Origin of the sequence: Streptomyces manipurensis, from assembly GCF_049570255.1 — a bacterium.
Lineage (GTDB): Bacteria > Actinomycetota > Actinomycetes > Streptomycetales > Streptomycetaceae > Streptomyces > Streptomyces manipurensis.
Window position 1 is genome coordinate 4096371 of the sequence record NZ_CP186950.1, and the last position, 16252, is coordinate 4112622.

15 protein-coding genes and 2 pseudogenes are annotated in these 16252 nt (G+C 72.2%); 14 read left to right on the top strand and 3 right to left on the bottom strand.

From position 1 onward, the window contains the following. Nucleotides 1-45: 45 nt before the first annotated feature. Complete coding sequence (locus ACPU2J_RS18970) at nt 46-567, top strand: SigE family RNA polymerase sigma factor (RefSeq protein ID WP_420080032.1); 522 nt, start codon at nt 46-48, stop codon at nt 565-567. A gap of 110 nt (nt 568-677) precedes the next feature. Next, nucleotides 678-1931 (top strand): hypothetical protein, encoded by a 1254-nt coding sequence (locus ACPU2J_RS18975; protein ID WP_420080031.1) that lies wholly within the window; start codon nt 678-680, stop codon nt 1929-1931. A gap of 42 nt (nt 1932-1973) precedes the next feature. Here the strand turns inward: ACPU2J_RS18975 and ACPU2J_RS18980 are convergent, their stop codons facing one another. After that, the gene (locus ACPU2J_RS18980) at nt 1974-3683 is read right to left on the bottom strand and encodes a bifunctional 3'-5' exonuclease/DNA polymerase (RefSeq protein ID WP_365079059.1); all 1710 of its coding nucleotides are present in this window, start codon (nt 3681-3683) and stop codon (nt 1974-1976) included. A 76-nt stretch (nt 3684-3759) separates the two neighbouring features. Here ACPU2J_RS18980 and ACPU2J_RS18985 point away from each other — a divergent pair, with 76 nt between their 5' ends. Further along, nucleotides 3760-4941, top strand: a complete 1182-nt coding sequence (locus tag ACPU2J_RS18985) for a DUF2786 domain-containing protein (RefSeq protein WP_365079062.1) — start codon at nt 3760-3762, stop codon at nt 4939-4941. Between the two features lie 27 nt (nt 4942-4968). Here the strand turns inward: ACPU2J_RS18985 and tatA are convergent, their stop codons facing one another. Next, complete coding sequence (gene tatA / locus ACPU2J_RS18990) at nt 4969-5160, bottom strand: Sec-independent protein translocase subunit TatA (RefSeq protein ID WP_365137495.1); 192 nt, start codon at nt 5158-5160, stop codon at nt 4969-4971. A 132-nt stretch (nt 5161-5292) separates the two neighbouring features. Here tatA and ACPU2J_RS18995 point away from each other — a divergent pair. Both ACPU2J_RS18995 and ACPU2J_RS19000 read left to right on the top strand, forming a co-directional pair. After that, nucleotides 5293-5481 (top strand): annotated as a pseudogene (locus tag ACPU2J_RS18995) (hypothetical protein); the annotation flags it as partial. 182 nt (nt 5482-5663) lie between these two features. Next, a complete protein-coding gene (locus ACPU2J_RS19000) occupies nt 5664-5909 on the top strand; it encodes a DUF397 domain-containing protein (protein ID WP_350989850.1) in 246 nt (81 codons plus the stop codon). A 106-nt stretch (nt 5910-6015) separates the two neighbouring features. Here ACPU2J_RS19000 and ACPU2J_RS19005 read toward each other — a convergent pair whose 3' ends face one another. Then, nucleotides 6016-6525 carry an ATP-binding protein gene (locus tag ACPU2J_RS19005; RefSeq protein ID WP_361592554.1) on the bottom strand — a complete coding sequence of 170 codons (510 nt, stop codon included), beginning with the start codon at nt 6523-6525 and terminating at the stop codon, nt 6016-6018. Between the two features lie 339 nt (nt 6526-6864). On the opposite strand from ACPU2J_RS19005, the gene ACPU2J_RS19010 reads away from it, so the two are divergent. The 9 genes and pseudogenes from ACPU2J_RS19010 to ACPU2J_RS19050 all read left to right on the top strand — a co-directional run. Next, entirely contained in the window at nt 6865-7743 is an 879-nt protein-coding gene (locus ACPU2J_RS19010; protein ID WP_365079071.1) for a helix-turn-helix domain-containing protein, read from the top strand. A gap of 89 nt (nt 7744-7832) precedes the next feature. Next, a complete protein-coding gene (locus ACPU2J_RS19015) occupies nt 7833-9290 on the top strand; it encodes an aldehyde dehydrogenase family protein (RefSeq protein WP_420080029.1) in 1458 nt (485 codons plus the stop codon). 47 nt (nt 9291-9337) lie between these two features. After that, nucleotides 9338-11425: a penicillin-binding protein 2 gene (gene mrdA / locus ACPU2J_RS19020; protein WP_423833689.1), complete on the top strand. Its 2088-nt coding sequence runs from the start codon at nt 9338-9340 to the stop codon at nt 11423-11425. Between the two features lie 97 nt (nt 11426-11522). Then, a complete protein-coding gene (locus ACPU2J_RS19025) occupies nt 11523-12035 on the top strand; it encodes a DinB family protein (protein ID WP_423833690.1) in 513 nt (170 codons plus the stop codon). Between the two features lie 89 nt (nt 12036-12124). After that, nucleotides 12125-12739 carry a PadR family transcriptional regulator gene (locus ACPU2J_RS19030; RefSeq protein WP_361592542.1) on the top strand — a complete coding sequence of 205 codons (615 nt, stop codon included), beginning with the start codon at nt 12125-12127 and terminating at the stop codon, nt 12737-12739. A 76-nt stretch (nt 12740-12815) separates the two neighbouring features. Beyond that, entirely contained in the window at nt 12816-13751 is a 936-nt protein-coding gene (locus ACPU2J_RS19035) for an ATP-binding cassette domain-containing protein (RefSeq protein WP_423833691.1), read from the top strand. Beyond that, nucleotides 13748-14620, top strand: a complete 873-nt coding sequence (locus ACPU2J_RS19040) for an ABC transporter permease (RefSeq protein WP_423833693.1) — start codon at nt 13748-13750, stop codon at nt 14618-14620. Before ACPU2J_RS19035 ends, ACPU2J_RS19040 begins: the two co-directional genes overlap by 4 nt. Nucleotides 14621-14696: 76 nt before the next feature. Beyond that, entirely contained in the window at nt 14697-15455 is a 759-nt protein-coding gene (locus ACPU2J_RS19045) for a MerR family transcriptional regulator (RefSeq protein WP_423833694.1), read from the top strand. 120 nt (nt 15456-15575) lie between these two features. Further along, a pseudogene (locus ACPU2J_RS19050) lies at nt 15576-16247 on the top strand (DedA family protein); the annotation flags it as partial. Between the last annotated feature and the right edge of the window lie 5 nt (nt 16248-16252).

The window sequence follows — 16252 nt, forward strand, 5'->3', positions numbered from 1 at the left end:
CCCCCCGGCGCGTCTGTGGAGGGGGAAGGACGCGAGGGGGAGCGGATGCGGCAGGGGCGCGGGGACGGGTTCCGCGAGTTCGCGGAGGGCCGCGCCGGCCCTCTGTACCGGTCGGCGTGCCTCCTGACCAGCGGGGACACCCACCTCGCGGAGGACCTCGTCCAGGAGACCCTGGGGCGGATGTACGTGAAGTGGGGGCGGATCTCCCGTATCGACAATCCGGCCGCGTACGCGCAGGCCGTGCTGGTACGGGCCTTCCTCACGCACCGGCGGCGCCGCTCGGCGGGGGAGCGCCCGGTCGGGGGGTTCCCCGAGCCGGGCACCGCCGCGGCGGGCGGCGCCGCCACCGATCCCGAGCTGCGGCTGACCCTGCTCCAGGCGCTGGGCAGGCTGCCGCCGAAGGACCGTGCGGTGCTGGTGCTGCGGTACTGGGAGGACCGCAGCGTCGAGGAGACCGCCGACGCGATGAACGTCAGCCCGGCGGCGGTCCGCACCCGGACCACCCGGGCGCTCGCCCGGCTGCGCGAGCAACTGGGCGGCAGCCCGGCCGCCTTCGCGGAGCTCTGAGGCTCGGCCCCCGGCCTCCCCGCGCCCGCCCCCGCGCCTGTGGTCCTCCGCTGCCCTTCCCGCTGTCCGTGCCCCCTCCGCACCCCTCCGAACGGAAGGCCTCGTGCCCCATGTCCTTCGAAGACGAACTCGGCGCGGCCCTGCGGCGCGCCGGTGACGGGTTCACCCCCGACCGGCCGTCCCTCGTCGACGCCGGGGAGCTCCGGGGCCGGCGGCTGCTGGCGCGCCGCCGGGCCACCCTGACCGGCGGTTCCGTACTGGCCCTGGCCCTGGTCGCGCTGGCGGGCGCCTGGTCCGGCGGGCTGCTCGGCGGTCCGGCGGCGGGCGCCGCCGCCGCCGGACCGCCGACCCCCGCGGCCGGGAGGAGCGGGAGCGGCGCGGGGGACGGCGGCGAGAAGACCGTGCCGACCGGCACCGGCGCCGTCGGCGCCGACCTGATGGTCGCCAAGCTGCAGGCACTCCTGCCGGGCGGAAGTCTGGGCGACACCACGGCGCGCGGCACCGAGCACGAGCTCGGCCCGCTGGTCCACGCCGTGTACGACGACGGGAAGGGCGCGGCGGCCCTCTCCCTCGTGCTCGCCCGCGTCGACCCGCAGGGCGCCACCGCCCGCGACCAGACCGGGTGCGGGGACAAGGAGCTCCAGGGCTACGACGACTGCCGCACCGAGCAGCTCGCCGACGGCTCCCGGCTGATGCTGTACCAGGGCTACGAGTACCCGGACCGGCGCGCGGACACCAGGACCTGGCGGGCCGTGCTCGTGACGCCGCAGGGCTTCATGGTCTCCGCGGCCGAGTGGAACTCCCCCGCGGAGAAGGGGGCACCGGTCACCCGGGCCGTCCCGCCGCTGACCACCGCGCAGTTGAAGGACCTGGTGACCTCGCCGACCTGGCTCCCGGCGCTGAACGACCTGCCGCCCGCCGCGCCGGAGGAGCCGCACCCCGGGGAGGGGACACCCGGCCGCCCGGCCGGCCCGGTCCTGGTGGGCCTCCTCGCCGGGTACGGGATCCCGGTCGCCTCCAGCGGCGGGGAGGACGACTACGGCTACGCCGTGCTCGACGACGGCCGGGGCCGGTCCCTGGTCCAGGTCAACGCCGAGCGGGCCGGGCCCGGTACGGAGCTCACGGGCGACGAGGTCATCACCCTGCCCGACGGCACCCGCATGAGGATCCGGCAGGGCCCCGGGGAGAAGGACCCGGGCGTGGTCCGGTGGACCGTGGAGACCCGGCGCGCGAACGGTGTCCGGGTGACGGTCTCCGCCTTCGGCGCCGCGGGCCAGTACGGTCCGGCCACGCGCACGGCGCCCGCGCTGACCGTCGAGCAGCTGAAGGAACTGGCCCTGGCGCCGGACTGGAGCCGCCGCTGACCGGCCCGGCCGGGCCCGCCCCGGCGGTCCGGCTCCGGCCGCTCACTTGGCGTCCGCGTAGCACTCCACCACCGCCGTGGTGAAGGGGAACCGGACGGGGGTGTCGCCGAAGGCGATCCGGCCGGCCAGGTCGCCGGCGGCGCGGACGGCCTCGGCGACCGCCTCGGCCTCCTCGGCGGGACAGTGCACGATCACCTCGTCGTGCTGGAAGAAGACCAGCTCCGCGCGCATCCCGGCGGTGGCCTGCCGCAGCGCCGCGAGCAGCAGCAGCGCCCAGTCGGCGGCGCTGCCCTGGACGACGAAGTTCCGGGTGAACCGGCCGCGCGCCCGGGTGTCGGCCGAGCCGTGCCCCGGGGTCCGGCCGTCCTCGCGCTCCGGCCCGTCACCGGACCCGCCGTCCCCCTCGCCGGGGTCCACCCCGCCGTCGCCGGCCTCGTACCCCTCGCCGGAGCCCGCGGCCGGCGGGCAGGTGCGGCCCAGCCAGGTCCGCACCAGGCGCCCCTCCTCGCCGGCCTTCGCCGCGTCGTCCACGTAGGCCACGGCCCGGGGGAAGCGGCGGCGCAGCGCCGCCAGGTTCTTCAGGCCGTCGCCGGAGGTCTGGCCGTAGACGGCACCGAGGACGGCCAGCTTCGCCTTCTCCCGGTCGCCGGAAAAACCGTGGCGGGAGACGGCCGTGTAGAGGTCCTCGGGCCGCCCGGCCACCTCCATGAAGGCCGGGTCGCGGGAGATGGCGGCGAGCACGCGCGGTTCCATCTGGTCGGCGTCGGCGACGACGAGCCGCCAGCCGGGGTCGGCCACCACGGCCCGGCGGATCACCTTGGGGATCTGCAGGGCACCGCCGCCGTTGCTCACCCAGCGGCCGGTCAGGGTGCCGCCGGGGACGAACTCCGGGCGGAAGCGGCCGTCGTGGACCCAGTCGGCGAGCCAGGACCAGCCGTGGGCGGTGTAGATCCGGTAGAGCTTCTTGTACTCGATCAACGGCTCCACCGCGGGATGGTCCAGCTCCTGGATCTCCCACCGGCGGGTGGACCGCAGCCTGATCCCGTCCTTGGCGAAGGCCTTGACGACGTCGGCGGGCAGGTCGGGACGCACGCGTCTGCCGAAGGCCGCCGAGACCCGGTCGGCCAGCTCGGCCAGGCGCCGGGGCTCCCCGCCGCCCCCGTAGCGCTCGCCGAGCAGTTCGGTCAGCAGGGCCCGGTGCACGTCGGCCCGCCAGGGCAGCCCGGCGCGGTTCATCTCGGCGGCGACGAGGAAGGCCGCGGACTCGGTGGCCGTCAGCAGCCGCATCCGGTCCGGGTGGGCGGTGGCCCCGATCCGGGCGGCCTGGTCGGCGTGGACGGCGAGCAGGGCCTCCAGCGGCACGGGCACGGTCTGCGGCTCGAACAGCGGGTCCTGGGCACGGGGTCCCGCGGCGCGCTGCCGAGGATCGGGCGGCACGGGGCCGCCGGTGAGCCGGGCCCACGCGGCGGCGGCCGAGCGGGGCTCGCCGGCCCGGCCCTCGTGCCCGAGGAGCAGCAGCTCGGAGGCCTCGATGTCGTGGCACCGCTCGACACGGACCCCGGCGGCGAGGAGGCGCGGGTACACGGCGGCGGTCGACGCCCACACCCAGCGGGTGCCGGGCGGGGCCGCGCGGACGGCCTCGGCGGGGTCGCGGACGCGCAGCCGGACTCCGTCGGCGGGGTCCACGGGCGCTGCCTGCCACCAGCCGTCGCCGTCCTCGGCGAGGGCCCACCGGGACGTGCGGTCGCTCATGGGTGCGAGTGTCCCACCGGGGTCCGACAGCCGGCCCGCGGCGGGGCCGCCTCCGGGGCGTGCCAAGCTGAAGGACGTGAGAGACCTTCCCGAGACCGTCGACCGGGCCTTCGCCGCCGCCCTCCACGCCCAGGACGACGCCGGGCTGGACACCGGGGCGTCGCTGCTCGTCGCGGAGCACGGGCAGTGGGCCGGGGTGGGCCGGGAGCTGCTCGCGCGCGGGGAGGACCACCTCCGCCGGAGCTGGGAGCGCGGCTGGCGTCCCGCCGACCTCCTGCGGCTCGTCCGCCGCGACCTCGACGAACGGCACGTGCGGATCGCCGGGGACCTGATCGCGGCCGAGGCGCGCCGCTACGCCCGCCTCCCGGCCCGCTGGGACGCGGGCGAGGTGTGGTGGAAGGGCGACGACGCGTACGCCGAGGCACTCGCCGCGCGGGAACGCGCCGACCGCTTCACCCTCGCCACCGCCTTCCTGGAGGTCCTGCGGCTGCTGGTCCGGCTGCCCTCGATCGAACCGGTGGGTCCGCTGCCCGGTGACCCGGTCGACGCCCTCGCCGACCACGCCCACATCGAGCCGCGCATGCTGGCCCGCATCCGGGCGCTGCTGGCCAAGGCCGAGGCGACCACCTACCCCGACGAGGCGGAGGCGCTCAGTGCCAAGGCGCAGGAGCTGATGGTCCGCCACACCGTGGACGAGGCGCTGCTGGCCGCGAGCGGCAAGGGCCCGCGGCAGGTCCCCGGCGCCTGCCGGATCGGCGTGGAGCCGCCGTACGAGGAGGCCAAGGCGGTCCTGCTGGACGCGGTGGCCACCGCGAACCGCTGCCGGGCCGTGTGGAACGGCGCCTTCGGGTTCTCCACCGTGGTGGGTTTCGAGAGCGACCTGGAGGCGGTGGAGCTGCTCCACACCTCGCTCCTGGTGCAGGGCATGGCCGCCATGACCCGGGCGGAGGCCGCCCAGCGCTCCGGGGGCCGCAAGCGCACCAAGACCTTCCGGCAGTCGTTCCTCCTCGCCTACGCCAGCCGCCTGGGCCGGCGCCTCGCCGAGACCGCCGAGCACACGGCCGCGGAGGCCGCGGACAACCTGCCGGCCCTGGTGGCGCGCGACGTCGCCGTCACCTCCCGCGCCGAGGAGATGTTCCCGCGCACGACCACGACCCGGCTGCGCGGGGCCACCGACCACGCGGGCTGGGAGGACGGCACGGCCGCCGCCGACCGCGCCCACATGGGCGGCCGCCGCCCGGGCCTGCCGGGCCGCTGACCCAGGCGGTCCGCCGGACCGCCGGGGTCAGGCCGCCGGCCCGCCGCCCTGCGGCCGGCCGCCGTCGTCCGCGCGCAGCGCCTGCGCCTCGGACTTCAGGATGCGCATCGACCGGCCCAGCGAGCGGGCCATGTCGGGCAGCCTCTTGGAGCCGAACACGAGCAGGCAGACCACCAGGACGATGAGCAGGTGCCACGGCTGGACGGCGTTGCGGAACACGGGCGTTCCCCTTTCGGACGAGCCGGCTTGTCTTGCGGGTCCTACGGACGACCGGGCCATGGAACAGGCCGGGGCACGAGAAGGACAAATCTGAAGAAATCCTGAAAGCCGTGAGCCGTTACGCTCGGCGCCGTGAGCTGGTCGCGGGCAGTGAAGGAAGCCGCCCGCTCCGGCATGGCGATCGAGCGGACCCGCCTGGAACCCCTCGTCGCCCTGCGCGCCACCGCCGGCCTGGCGATCGCCATCGCCGCCTTCGGGGCCTTCATGGCCGCCGTCGCCACCTTCCAGCAGAGCTGGCGTCCCCGGCCCGTGCTCGCGCTGGCACGGGCGCTGCGCGACGCGACCGAGGAAGGGGCCCGGGCGGTGCGGCGCTGCGCCCCTGAACGCGGACCTGTCAGTGATCAACGCACCACCCCGCGTGCACGTGCATCTGCGCATGCATACTGCTGCTGAACACAGCTATGATCCGGTGGAGTTGACATCTGCACTATCGGGGGCTTCCTGTGGACCACGCGTACAACGGGATGGCAGCTGCAGAACTCGCTTCCCTGTTTGAGCTGACGTGGCAGAAGAGCAGACACAGCAACTCGCAGGGTTCCTGCGTGGAGTTCGCGAAGCTGCCCGGAGGCGACGTCGCCATGCGCAATTCGCGTTTCCCGGACGGGCCTGCGCTCGTCTACACACCGGCCGAGATCCAGGCCCTGCTGCTGGGCGTCAAGGACGGCGAGTTCGATCATCTGATCGGCTGACGGAACGGCGCACCGGGCGTCATGATCACGCCATGCACGTGCACTGGCCGGGACCGATCGCAGTGATCGGTCCCGGCCAGTCGTCCGGTTTCGGGCGCTCCGCCGCTCAGTCGTGGAGCAGGAACAGCGCCCAGACCACCTTGCCCGTCAGCCGCCCCGCGAGCGGGTGCCAGCCCCAGCTGTCGCTGTAGGAGTCCACCAGGAACAGTCCGCGGCCGGACTCCAGGTCGAAGTTCTCCTCGGTCCGCTCCGGTGAGAAGGCGCCGCCGGGCCGGTCCTCGCTGGGGTCGCGCACCGCGCACACCAGCCGGGTGCTCCACCGCATCAGGTGCAGGCGCACCGGAGGCTCCGGCTCGGCGCCCGTACACCGCGACTCGTCCGGCAGGGCATGGCGCAGCGCGTTGGTGACGAGTTCGGACACGACCAGCGACACGTCGTCGAAGCGGTCGTCGAGGCCCCACTGGGACAGCGTCGAGCGGGTGAAAGTGCGTGCGCCCCGCACCGCGTCGAACCGAGCGGGCAGAGCGCACGAGGCGGACCCGGAGACAGCCGTGGGGTCGACCGGGGGAAGCCCCTGCCGTAACGGCTCGAGCATGGTCGATCCATTCGTCCCCATGCGAGGCACTCCCGGGATTCGCGGACGAAGCGGTGGCTCTGTCCAAAGAGAACTGCGGGGTGGGTCCCGCGCCGGCGCGAAGAGCACGCAGGTGCGCGGGGACCATCGTTCCGAATGCTCGGGCCGGATGCAAGGGCAGATGCACGTGCACGCGCCGGACCTGTCCACTCCCGTGATGGTTCTTGCTCATTTCTTCCTACGCATACTTACGGACTTCTTCTGCTGCGCCAGGGATTCCGTTACAGAACGAGTACGGGCCGATGCGTTTTGGTGGCAGACTGCGGCCTCTGGGGTACGGGGGCCCCGAGACGCCGCGCACACCACGCGCACGCCAATGCGATGGGGAGGGCAGTACTAGTGACCGCAGAAACCAGCGGTTCTGTGGTGCGCCGCATCCTCCTGGGCTCACAACTCAGGCGACTCCGAGAATCCCGCGGCATCACCCGTGAGGCGGCCGGCTACTCGATCCGCGCATCCGAATCGAAGATCAGCCGCTTGGAGTTGGGAAGGGTGAGCTTCAAGGCCAGGGACGTGGAGGACCTCCTCACGCTCTACGGAGTCACGGACAGCACCGAGCGCGAGTCCCTGCTGGGGCTGGTCCGCGAGGCCAACGCGACCGGCTGGTGGCACAGTTACGGCGACGTGCTGCCCGGGTGGTTCCAGACGTACATCGGCCTGGAGGGCGCCGCCTCGCTCATCCGCATCTACGAGGTGCAGTTCGTGCACGGCCTCCTGCAGACCGAGGCCTACGCCCACGCCGTCGTCAGCCGCGGCATGCCCGACGCCACCGCCGCCGAGATCGACCGCCGCGTCGCGCTGCGCCTGGAGCGCCAGAAGGTCCTGGTCTCCGAGAGCGCCCCCGTCTTCCACGCCGTGCTCGACGAGGCCGCGCTGCGCCGCCCGTACGGGGACCGCGACGTCATGCGCGGCCAGCTGGAGCACCTCATCGAGATTTCCGAGCGGCCCAACGTGCAGCTCCAGGTCATGCCCTTCTCCTTCGGCGGCCACGCGGGCGAGAGCGGGGCCTTCACCCTGCTGCGCTTCCCCGAGTCCGACCTCCAGGACATCGTCTATCTGGAACAGCTCACCAGCGCCCTCTACCTGGACAAGGACGAGGAAGTGGGGCAGTACGAGCGGGCGATGGAGCGGCTCCAGGCGGATTGCCCCGATCCCGACCGGACCCGGGATCTTCTTCGCGGCCTCCTCCAACTGTCTTGATTCGCACGTAGTATGACGTCTGATCAGTGCATGATGACCGATCGGTCTCCGGTGCAGCGCAAGGGTGCGCGCTCGCAGTAAGGGATGGCATGTCCATATTCAGCGACCTCGCTCACCAGTACATCGACGGCGAATGGCTGGCCGGCAACGGTTCCTGGGACATCATCGACGTCAACCCGTACAACGGCGAGAAGCTCGCGGCCATCACGGTCGCCACCGTCGAGCAGGTGGACCAGGCCTACCGCGGCGCCGAGCGCGCCCAGCGCGAATGGGCCGCCACCAGCCCGTACGTCAGACGCACCGTCCTGGAACGCGCCCTGCGGGTCACCGAGGAGCGCGAGAAGGAGATCGTCGAGGCGATGATCGACGAGCTCGGTGGGACCCGTCCCAAGGCCGAGTACGAGGTCCACCTCGCCAAGGAGTTCCTCCGCGAGTCCCTCCAGCTCGCCGTCCGCCCCGAGGGACGGATCCTGGCCTCGCCGGTCGAGGGCAAGGAGAACCGGGTCCAGCGGCTGCCCGTCGGTGTCGTCACCGTGATCAGCCCCTTCAACTTCCCCTTCCTGGTGGCCCTGAAGTCGGTCGCCCCGGCCCTGGCCCTGGGCAACGCGGTGGTCATCAAGCCCAACCAGAACGCCCCGGTCGTGGGCGGCGGGGTCATCGCCAAGATCTTCGAGGACGCGGGGCTGCCCGCCGGCCTGCTGAACGTCCTGGTCACCGACATCGCCGAGATAGGCGACGCGCTCCTGACCCACCCCGTCCCCAAGGTGATCTCCTTCGCGGGGTCCGACCGGGTCGGCCGGCACGTCGGAGCGGTCGCGGCCCGCCACTTCAAGCGGACCGTCCTGGAGCTCAGCGGCAACAGCGCGCTCGTCGTCCTCGACGACGCCGACCTCGACTACGCGGTGGACGCGGCCGTCTTCAGCCGCTTCGTCTACCAGGGCCAGGTCTGCATGGCCGCCAACCGCATCCTCGTCGACGCCTCCGTCGCGGAGGAGTTCACCGAGAAGTTCACCGCCCGCGTGCGGGGCCTGAGGACCGGCGACCCGCACGAGGCCGACACCCACATCGGCCCGCTGATCAACTCCTTCCAGGCCGACGCGCTGACCGCGCTCGTGGACCAGGCCGTGGAGTCCGGCGCGCAGGCCCTCGTGCGGGGTTCCACGCGCGGCAACCTGGTCGAGCCGACCGTGCTCGCCGGGATCCCCGAGGACTCCCCGCTGCTGGGCCAGGAGATCTTCGGCCCCGTGGCCCTGCTGGTGGTCTTCGACGGCGAGGACGAGGCCGTACGGCTGACCAACGCGACCCCCTACGGGCTCAGCGGCGCCGTGCACACCCGGGACGTGGAGCGGGGCGTCCGCTTCGCGCAGCGGATCGAGACGGGGATGATCCACGTCAACGACTCCACGATCGGGGACGAGCCGCTCGCCGCATTCGGAGGGGAGAAGGCCTCCGGCCTGGGCAGGCTGAACGGCGAGGCCACGGTGGAGGCGTTCACGACGCAGAAGTGGATCTCCGTTCAGCACGGGCGGACGGCGTTCCCCTTCTAGGTCACTAGACTCGGCCGGGCGTAGGCAGCCGCCCGGGGGAGATCCTGTTGAGCAACATTCCGGAGACCGGCCGGACCCCTCGGGTCCAGAACCGGCTCGTCGTCATCCAGGTCGTGGTCTTCTCACTCCTGCTCACGCTCGGCGGACGGCTCTGGTACCTCCAGATACGCAATGGCCAGGAGTACACGGACGAGGCGAAGAACAACCACGTCCAGCAGGTGGTCCAGCCCGCCGTGCGCGGGTCGATCCTCGACTCGCGCGGTGTGCCGCTCGCCGACAACGCCACCCACCTCGTGGTCTCCGCGAGCCGCACCGAGCTGCTGAAGATGAAGGACAAGGGCAGGTCCGTCCTGACCCGGCTCGCCGGAGTCCTGGGCACGGACCCCCAGGAGGTCATCGACAAGGTCCGGCTCTGCGACTCCAAGACCAAGCAGCCCTGCTGGAACGGCTCGCCCTACCAGCCGATCCCGGTCAGCAACGAGGCCACCACCGAGCAGGCCCTGCAGATCCGCGAGCACCCCGAGGACTTCCCGGGCATCACCGCCGAGGCGACCGCGCTGCGCCGCTACGCCGCCCCGGACCAGGCCAACACCTCGCAGGTCCTCGGCTACCTCTCGCCGGTCACCGACGAGGAGATCGCCAAGGCGAAGAAGTCCGACTCGCCGTACCTGCGCTCCGACCAGGTGGGCCGCTCCGGCCTGGAGCGCACGTACGACAAGGAGCTGCGCGGCAAGGCGGGCGTCACCCGCTACGAGGTGGACAACCTCGGCCGGGTCATCGGCCAGGGTGTGACGGACCCGGCGCAGCCCGGGGCGAACGTCGTGACCTCGATCGACGCCCGGGTGCAGGCCGTGGCCGAGCGCGAGCTGAACAACGCGATGATCGACGCCCGCAAGGTCCACGACAGGAACACCGGCCGCAACTACGAGGCCGACTCGGGCGCGGTCGTCGTGATGGAGACCAAGACGGGGCGGATCGTGGCCATGGCCTCGAACCCGACCTACGACCCGAACGCCTGGGTGGGCGGCATCTCCGCCAAGGACTACGCCTCCCTCACCGACAAGGACTCCAACTACCCCCTGCTGAACCGGGCGATCCAGGGCCAGGCGGCCCCCGGCTCGGTCTTCAAGGTGGTCACCTCGACCGCCGCGGTCAACGCCGGCTACCCGTTCAACAGCCGCTACCCCTGCCCCAGCTCCTACTCGGTGGGCAACCAGACCTTCACCAACTTCGAGTCGCAGGGCCACGGCGACATCACCATCGGCCGGGCCCTGGAGGTCTCCTGCGACACGGTCTACTACCTGCTCGCCGACCAGGAGTGGAAGAAGGACGGGGGCATCAAGCCCAAGAAGGACCCGAAGGACTGGTTCTTCAAGACCGCCCACGAGTTCGGCCTGGGCAAGCGGACCGGGATCGACCTGCCCAACGAGGTCCCCGGCCGGGTCCCCGACCGCAAGTGGAAGCAGGACTTCTTCGACGCGAACAAGGACGCCTGGTGCCGGGACGGCAAGAAGAACGGCAGCTTCGCCGAGAAGATCGCCTACGAGAACTGCCGCCAGGGCAACCAGCTGCGTGAGGGCGACGCGATCAACTACTCCATCGGCCAGGGCGACACGCTCGTCACCCCGCTCCAGATGGCGTCCGTGTACGCGGCCATCGCCAACGGCGGCACCCTGCACCAGCCGAGCGTCGGCAAGGCGATCGTCAGCGCCGACGGCACCTCGGTGAAGGAGATCGCCCCCAAGGAGACGGGCCGGCTCCCGATGGACGCGAAGACCCGCGACAACATCGACGCGGCCCTCGCCGGCGTGGCCACCGACGGCAGCGCCGCCTGGCGCTTCGGCGGCTGGCCGCAGAAGCAGATCCCGATGCACGCAAAGACCGGTACGGCCGAGGTCCAGGGCAAGCAGACCACCTCGTGGTTCGCCTCCTACACCGAGGACTACGCGATCGTGATGACGATCTCCCAGGGCGGCACCGGCTCCGGGGCCTCGGGACCGGCCGTCCGCAAGATCTACGAGGCGATGTACGGGCTCGACCCGACGGGCAGGCAGGACCTCTCCAAGGCCCTGCTGCCCAAGCCGGCCACCGGACTGCCGGCGATCCGCCCGGACGCGGAGACCCCCGCGAACTGAGGCGGCATTGCGGACAGCAGCTGACCGCAATGCTCCGTAGCGTGGGGCGTGTCGGAGGGAGGAACCCCCGGCACGGTCCACGCAGAGGCGGTTGGTCATGGTCCAGATTTCCACCGAGGTTCCCGGCGACGAGCGCGGCACGCTCCTGGCCTTCGTCGAGTCCCAGCGCGCGGCGATCCGCGAGACGCTGGACGGGCTCGACGAGGAGCGGGCGGCGAGCCGGCCCAGCGCCAGCGAGCTGAGCCTGTCCGGACTGCTCAAGCACGTGGCCGAGTGCGAGCTGGGCTGGCTGCGCATGGCCCAGCAGCGGCCCAACGAGCGGCTGCGCGACGAGACCTCCTACGGGGACAGCTTCCGGCTCGTCGAGGGCGAGTCGATCCCGTCGGTGCTGGCCTTCTGGGACGGGGTGCGCAAGGAGACGGAGGCCTTCGTCGCCGAGGTCCCGAGCCTGGACCAGACCTTCCCGCTGCCGCCGGCGCCGTGGTTCCCGCAGGACGCGCAGGTGTCGGTCCGCTGGATGCTGCTGCACCTGGTGGAGGAGTTCGCCCGGCACGCGGGCCACGCGGACATCGTGCGCGAGACCATCGACGGCACCAAGGCGATGGGTTAGGGCGGCCGCTCTTCCGGACCGTGCCGGTCCGCGAGGGCCGGGGCCGGGCGGGGGCCGGACGGCCGGGGGCCAGGGCCTAGCCTGGCCCCATGTCTGCGATCCGGCTTCTTGTCCTCGGCGCCGTCCGCCAGCACGGGCGGGCCCACGGCTACCAGGTGCGCAACGACCTGGAGTACTGGGGCGCCCACGAGTGGTCGAACACCAAGCCGGGGTCGATCTACCACGCCCTGAAGCAGATGGCGAAGCAGGGCGTCCTGCACGCCCACGAGGTGGCTCCGAGTGCGGCGGGCGGGCCGCCGCGCACCGAGTACGAGGTGACGGACGCCGGCCGTGAGGAGTACTTCCGGCTGCTGCGCCAGGCGCTCGCGGCGCACGACCAGAAGGCGGACCTGCTGTCGGCGGCGATCGGTTTCATGGTCGACCTGCCGCGCGAGGAGGTCCTCGGGCTGCTGCGGCAGCGGCTGGCGGGGCTCGCGGGCTGGCGGTCCGCGGTGACCGACCACTACACGCCGGAGGGCGGCCCGGAAGCGCTGGGCCACATCGGCGAGATCATGCACCGGTGGGTCCACTCCGCGGACGCGGAGGCGGAGTGGACGCGCGGGCTGATCGCCCGGATCGAGGGGGGCGCGTACTCCTTCGCGGGCGAGGGCGGCGCACCGTTCGTGGGGGTGCTGGCGGAGGGCCAGGAGAACCCCTACGCCTAATCAAGTTTGACTAGCCCGAGACCGGGCATGACCGTGACCGGCCGCAGTATTCAAGTTTGACTAATAAGGAGGAGTCTTGGCGATCTCCGTCGAAGGTGTCCACAAGCGCTACGGCGGCAAACAGGCCCTGGCGGGCCTCGATCTGGAGGTGGCACCCGGCACGGTGCACGCCGTGCTCGGCCCCAACGGCGCCGGCAAGACCACGGCGGTCCGCATCATGAGCACGCTGCTGCGGCACGACGAGGGCGTGGTCCGGGTCGCGGGCCACGACGTCCGCGCGGACCCGGCGGCCGTCCGCGCCCGCATCGGGCTGCTCGGCCAGCACGCGGCGCTCGACGAGGAGCTGGGCGGACGGCAGAACCTGGAGATGTTCGGCCGCCTGCACCACCTGGGCGCCCGGCGCGCCGGCCTGCGGGCGGACGAACTGCTGGAGCGCTTCGGCCTCGCGGACACCGGCCGCAAGCCGGTGAAGCAGTACAGCGGCGGCATGCGCCGCCGGCTCGACCTCGCCGCGTCCCTGATCACCGACCCGGAGGTGCTCTTCCTCGACGAGCCGACCACCGGCCTCGACCCGCGCGGCCGGACCGAGGTGTGGACCGCGGTCCGCTCGCTGGTGGGCGGCGGCACGACCGTCCTGCTCACCACCCAGTACCTGGAGGAGGCCGACCAACTGGCCGACCGCATCGCCCTGGTCGACGCGGGCCGGGTGTCGGCGGAGGGGACCGCCGACGAACTGAAGGCCCGCGTCGGGGCGGACCGGATCGTCGTCGTCCTGCGGGACCCGGCGCGGCTCGCGCACGCGGCGGCGCTGCTGCCCGGGCCCGCCGTGGACCCGGACGCCGCGACCCTGAGCTTCCCGGTGGAGGACCGCATGGCGGGCCTCGCCCGGACCCTGCGGGTGCTGGAGGAGGCGGGCATCGGGGCGGCGGACGTCTCCGTCCGCCGGCCCACGCTCGACGAGGTCTTCCTGCACCTGACCGACGGCAAGGACACCGAGGGGACCGCCGCATGAGCACGGGTACGCGCACGAGTACGGGCACGGGCGGCGGCACGGGAACGGCCGCCGGGACGGCCACGACGGGCGGGGCCGCGGGCCCCTCGGCGGGTCCGCGCGTCCCCTGGGCCCTGGTGGACGCCTGGACCATGACCCGGCGCGAGCTCGCGCACTGGGCGAGGCAGCCGGTCCAGGTGGTCGTCGGCCTGGTCTTCCCGGTGATGCTGCTGCTGATGTTCGGCTTCCTGGTCGGCGGCGGACGCGGCGTCGACGGGGAGTACGTCGAGTTCCTGGTGCCCGGGATGCTGACGCTGACCATGGCCTTCGGGCTGGAGTCGACGATGACCGCGGTCACCCAGGACCTCGGCAAGGGGGTGATCGACCGCTTCCGCGCCATGCCGATGTCCTCCTCGGCGGTCCTGGTCGGCCGCTGCGCGGCGGACATGCTCCAGTCGGCGGTCGGGCTCGCGGTCCTGGCGGGCGTCGGCCTGCTGCTCGGCTGGCGCTGGCACGGTTCCGCGGCCTCGGCGCTCCTCGCCTTCGGGCTGCTCCTGCTGCTGCGGCTGGCCATGCTGTGGATCGGGATCCACCTCGGCATGCTCGCCGGGCGGCCGGAGATGGTGCAGGCGGTGCAGATCCTGGTGTGGCCGGTCGGCTTCCTCTCCAACGCCTTCGCCTCACCGGAGTCGATGCCGGGCTGGCTGGGCGCGGTGGTGGAATGGAACCCGATGTCGGCGACGGCGACGGCGGTCCGCGAGCTGTTCGGCAACGCGGGTCCCTCCTGGGCCGCCGACCACGCCGGGCTGCTCGCCGTCGTGTGGCCGCTCGCGCTGCTGGCGGTCTTCTTCCCGCTGGCGGTGGCCCGGTTCCGGGGTCTCGACAGGTAACCGGCTCGGAGGACTTGCACCTCACGCCGCGTGAGGGACCACAGTGAAGGGCGTACCCAACCAGAGGGCGGAAGAGATGAGCTACTCCGTGGGCCAGGTCGCCGGTTTCGCCGGAGTCACGGTGCGCGCGCTGCACCACTACGACGGCATCGGCCTGCTCTCCCCGAGCGGCCGCAGCACCGCGGGGCACCGGCGTTACGACGACGGTGACCTCGACCGGCTGCAGCGGATCCTGTTCTACCGGGAGCTCGGCTTCCCCCTCGACGAGGTCGCGGTCCTGCTGGACGACCCGGAGACGGATCCACGGGAGCATCTGCGCCGGCAGCACACCCTGCTGACCGACCGGATCGACCGGCTCCAGCAGATGGCCAAGGCCGTCGAGCACGCCTTGGAGGCGAAGAAGATGGGAATCAACCTCACGCCCGAAGAGAAGTTCGAGGTGTTCGGGGACTTCGACCCCGACGAGCACGCCGAGGAGGTGGAGCAGCGATGGGGCGATACGGACGCGTACCGGGAATCGGCCCGCCGGACCGCCTCGTACACCAAGGAGGACTGGAAGCGGATCCAGGACCTGGCCGAGGGCATCAACCAGCGGTTCGCCGCACTGATGGACTCCGGCGCACCCGCGGACGGCGAGGCGGCCATGGACCTGGCCGAGGAGCACCGCGGCTGGATCGACGGCAGCTACTACTCCTGCGGCCACGAGATGCACACCTGTCTCGGTGAGATGTACGTCGCGGACGAGCGGTTCAAGGCCTTCTACGACGCGGTTCGGCCCGGTCTGGCCGTCTTCGTCCGGGACGCCATCCTGGCGAACGCGGTCCGCGCGGTGTGAGCCGATGAACACCCGTACGGCCCCCTCCGGTACCTGGAACCGGGCGGGGGTCGTGTGCGTTGATAATTGAAGCTGCTCCCGCCACAGTACGTCCCCCGATTCCAGGAGAGCCCGGAACCCGTGTATACGCTTGCGCTCGGCCCTGAGTGGCTGTCCCCGGACTACCTGATCTCGCACTTCGGCTTGATCGGCATCCTGGTCATCGTCTTCGCCGAATCGGGTCTCTTCGCCTTCCTCCCCGGCGACTCCCTGCTGTTCACGGCGGGTCTGCTGGTCGCGGACGGGCAGTACATCAAGCAGCCGCTGTGGCTGGTCTGCACCCTGATCGTCGCCGCGGCGATCATCGGTGACCAGGTCGGTTACATGATCGGCAAGTACTTCGGGCCGAAGCTCTTCAACCGGCCGAACTCCAAGCTCTTCAAGCGGGAGAACCTGGACAAGGCGCACGAGTTCATGGACAAGCACGGCCCCAAGGCCATCGTGCTCGCCCGCTTCGTGCCGATCATCCGCACCTTCGCCCCGATGGTCGCGGGCGCCGGTTCGATGAAGTACCGCACCTTCCTCACCTACAACGTCATCGGCGGCATCAGCTGGGGCGCGGGCGTCACCGTCGCGGGCTACTGGCTCGGCCAGATCGAGTTCATCAAGGCGAACGTCGAGCCCATCCTGGTCGGCATCGTCCTGGTGTCGGTGATCCCGGTCGTCTTCGAGGTCCTCAAGGCCCGCAAGGAGGGCAAGGCGGCCGCCGCCCAGGCGCCGGCGGAGTTCCCCGCCGACGGCTCCGCCCCCCAGACGCA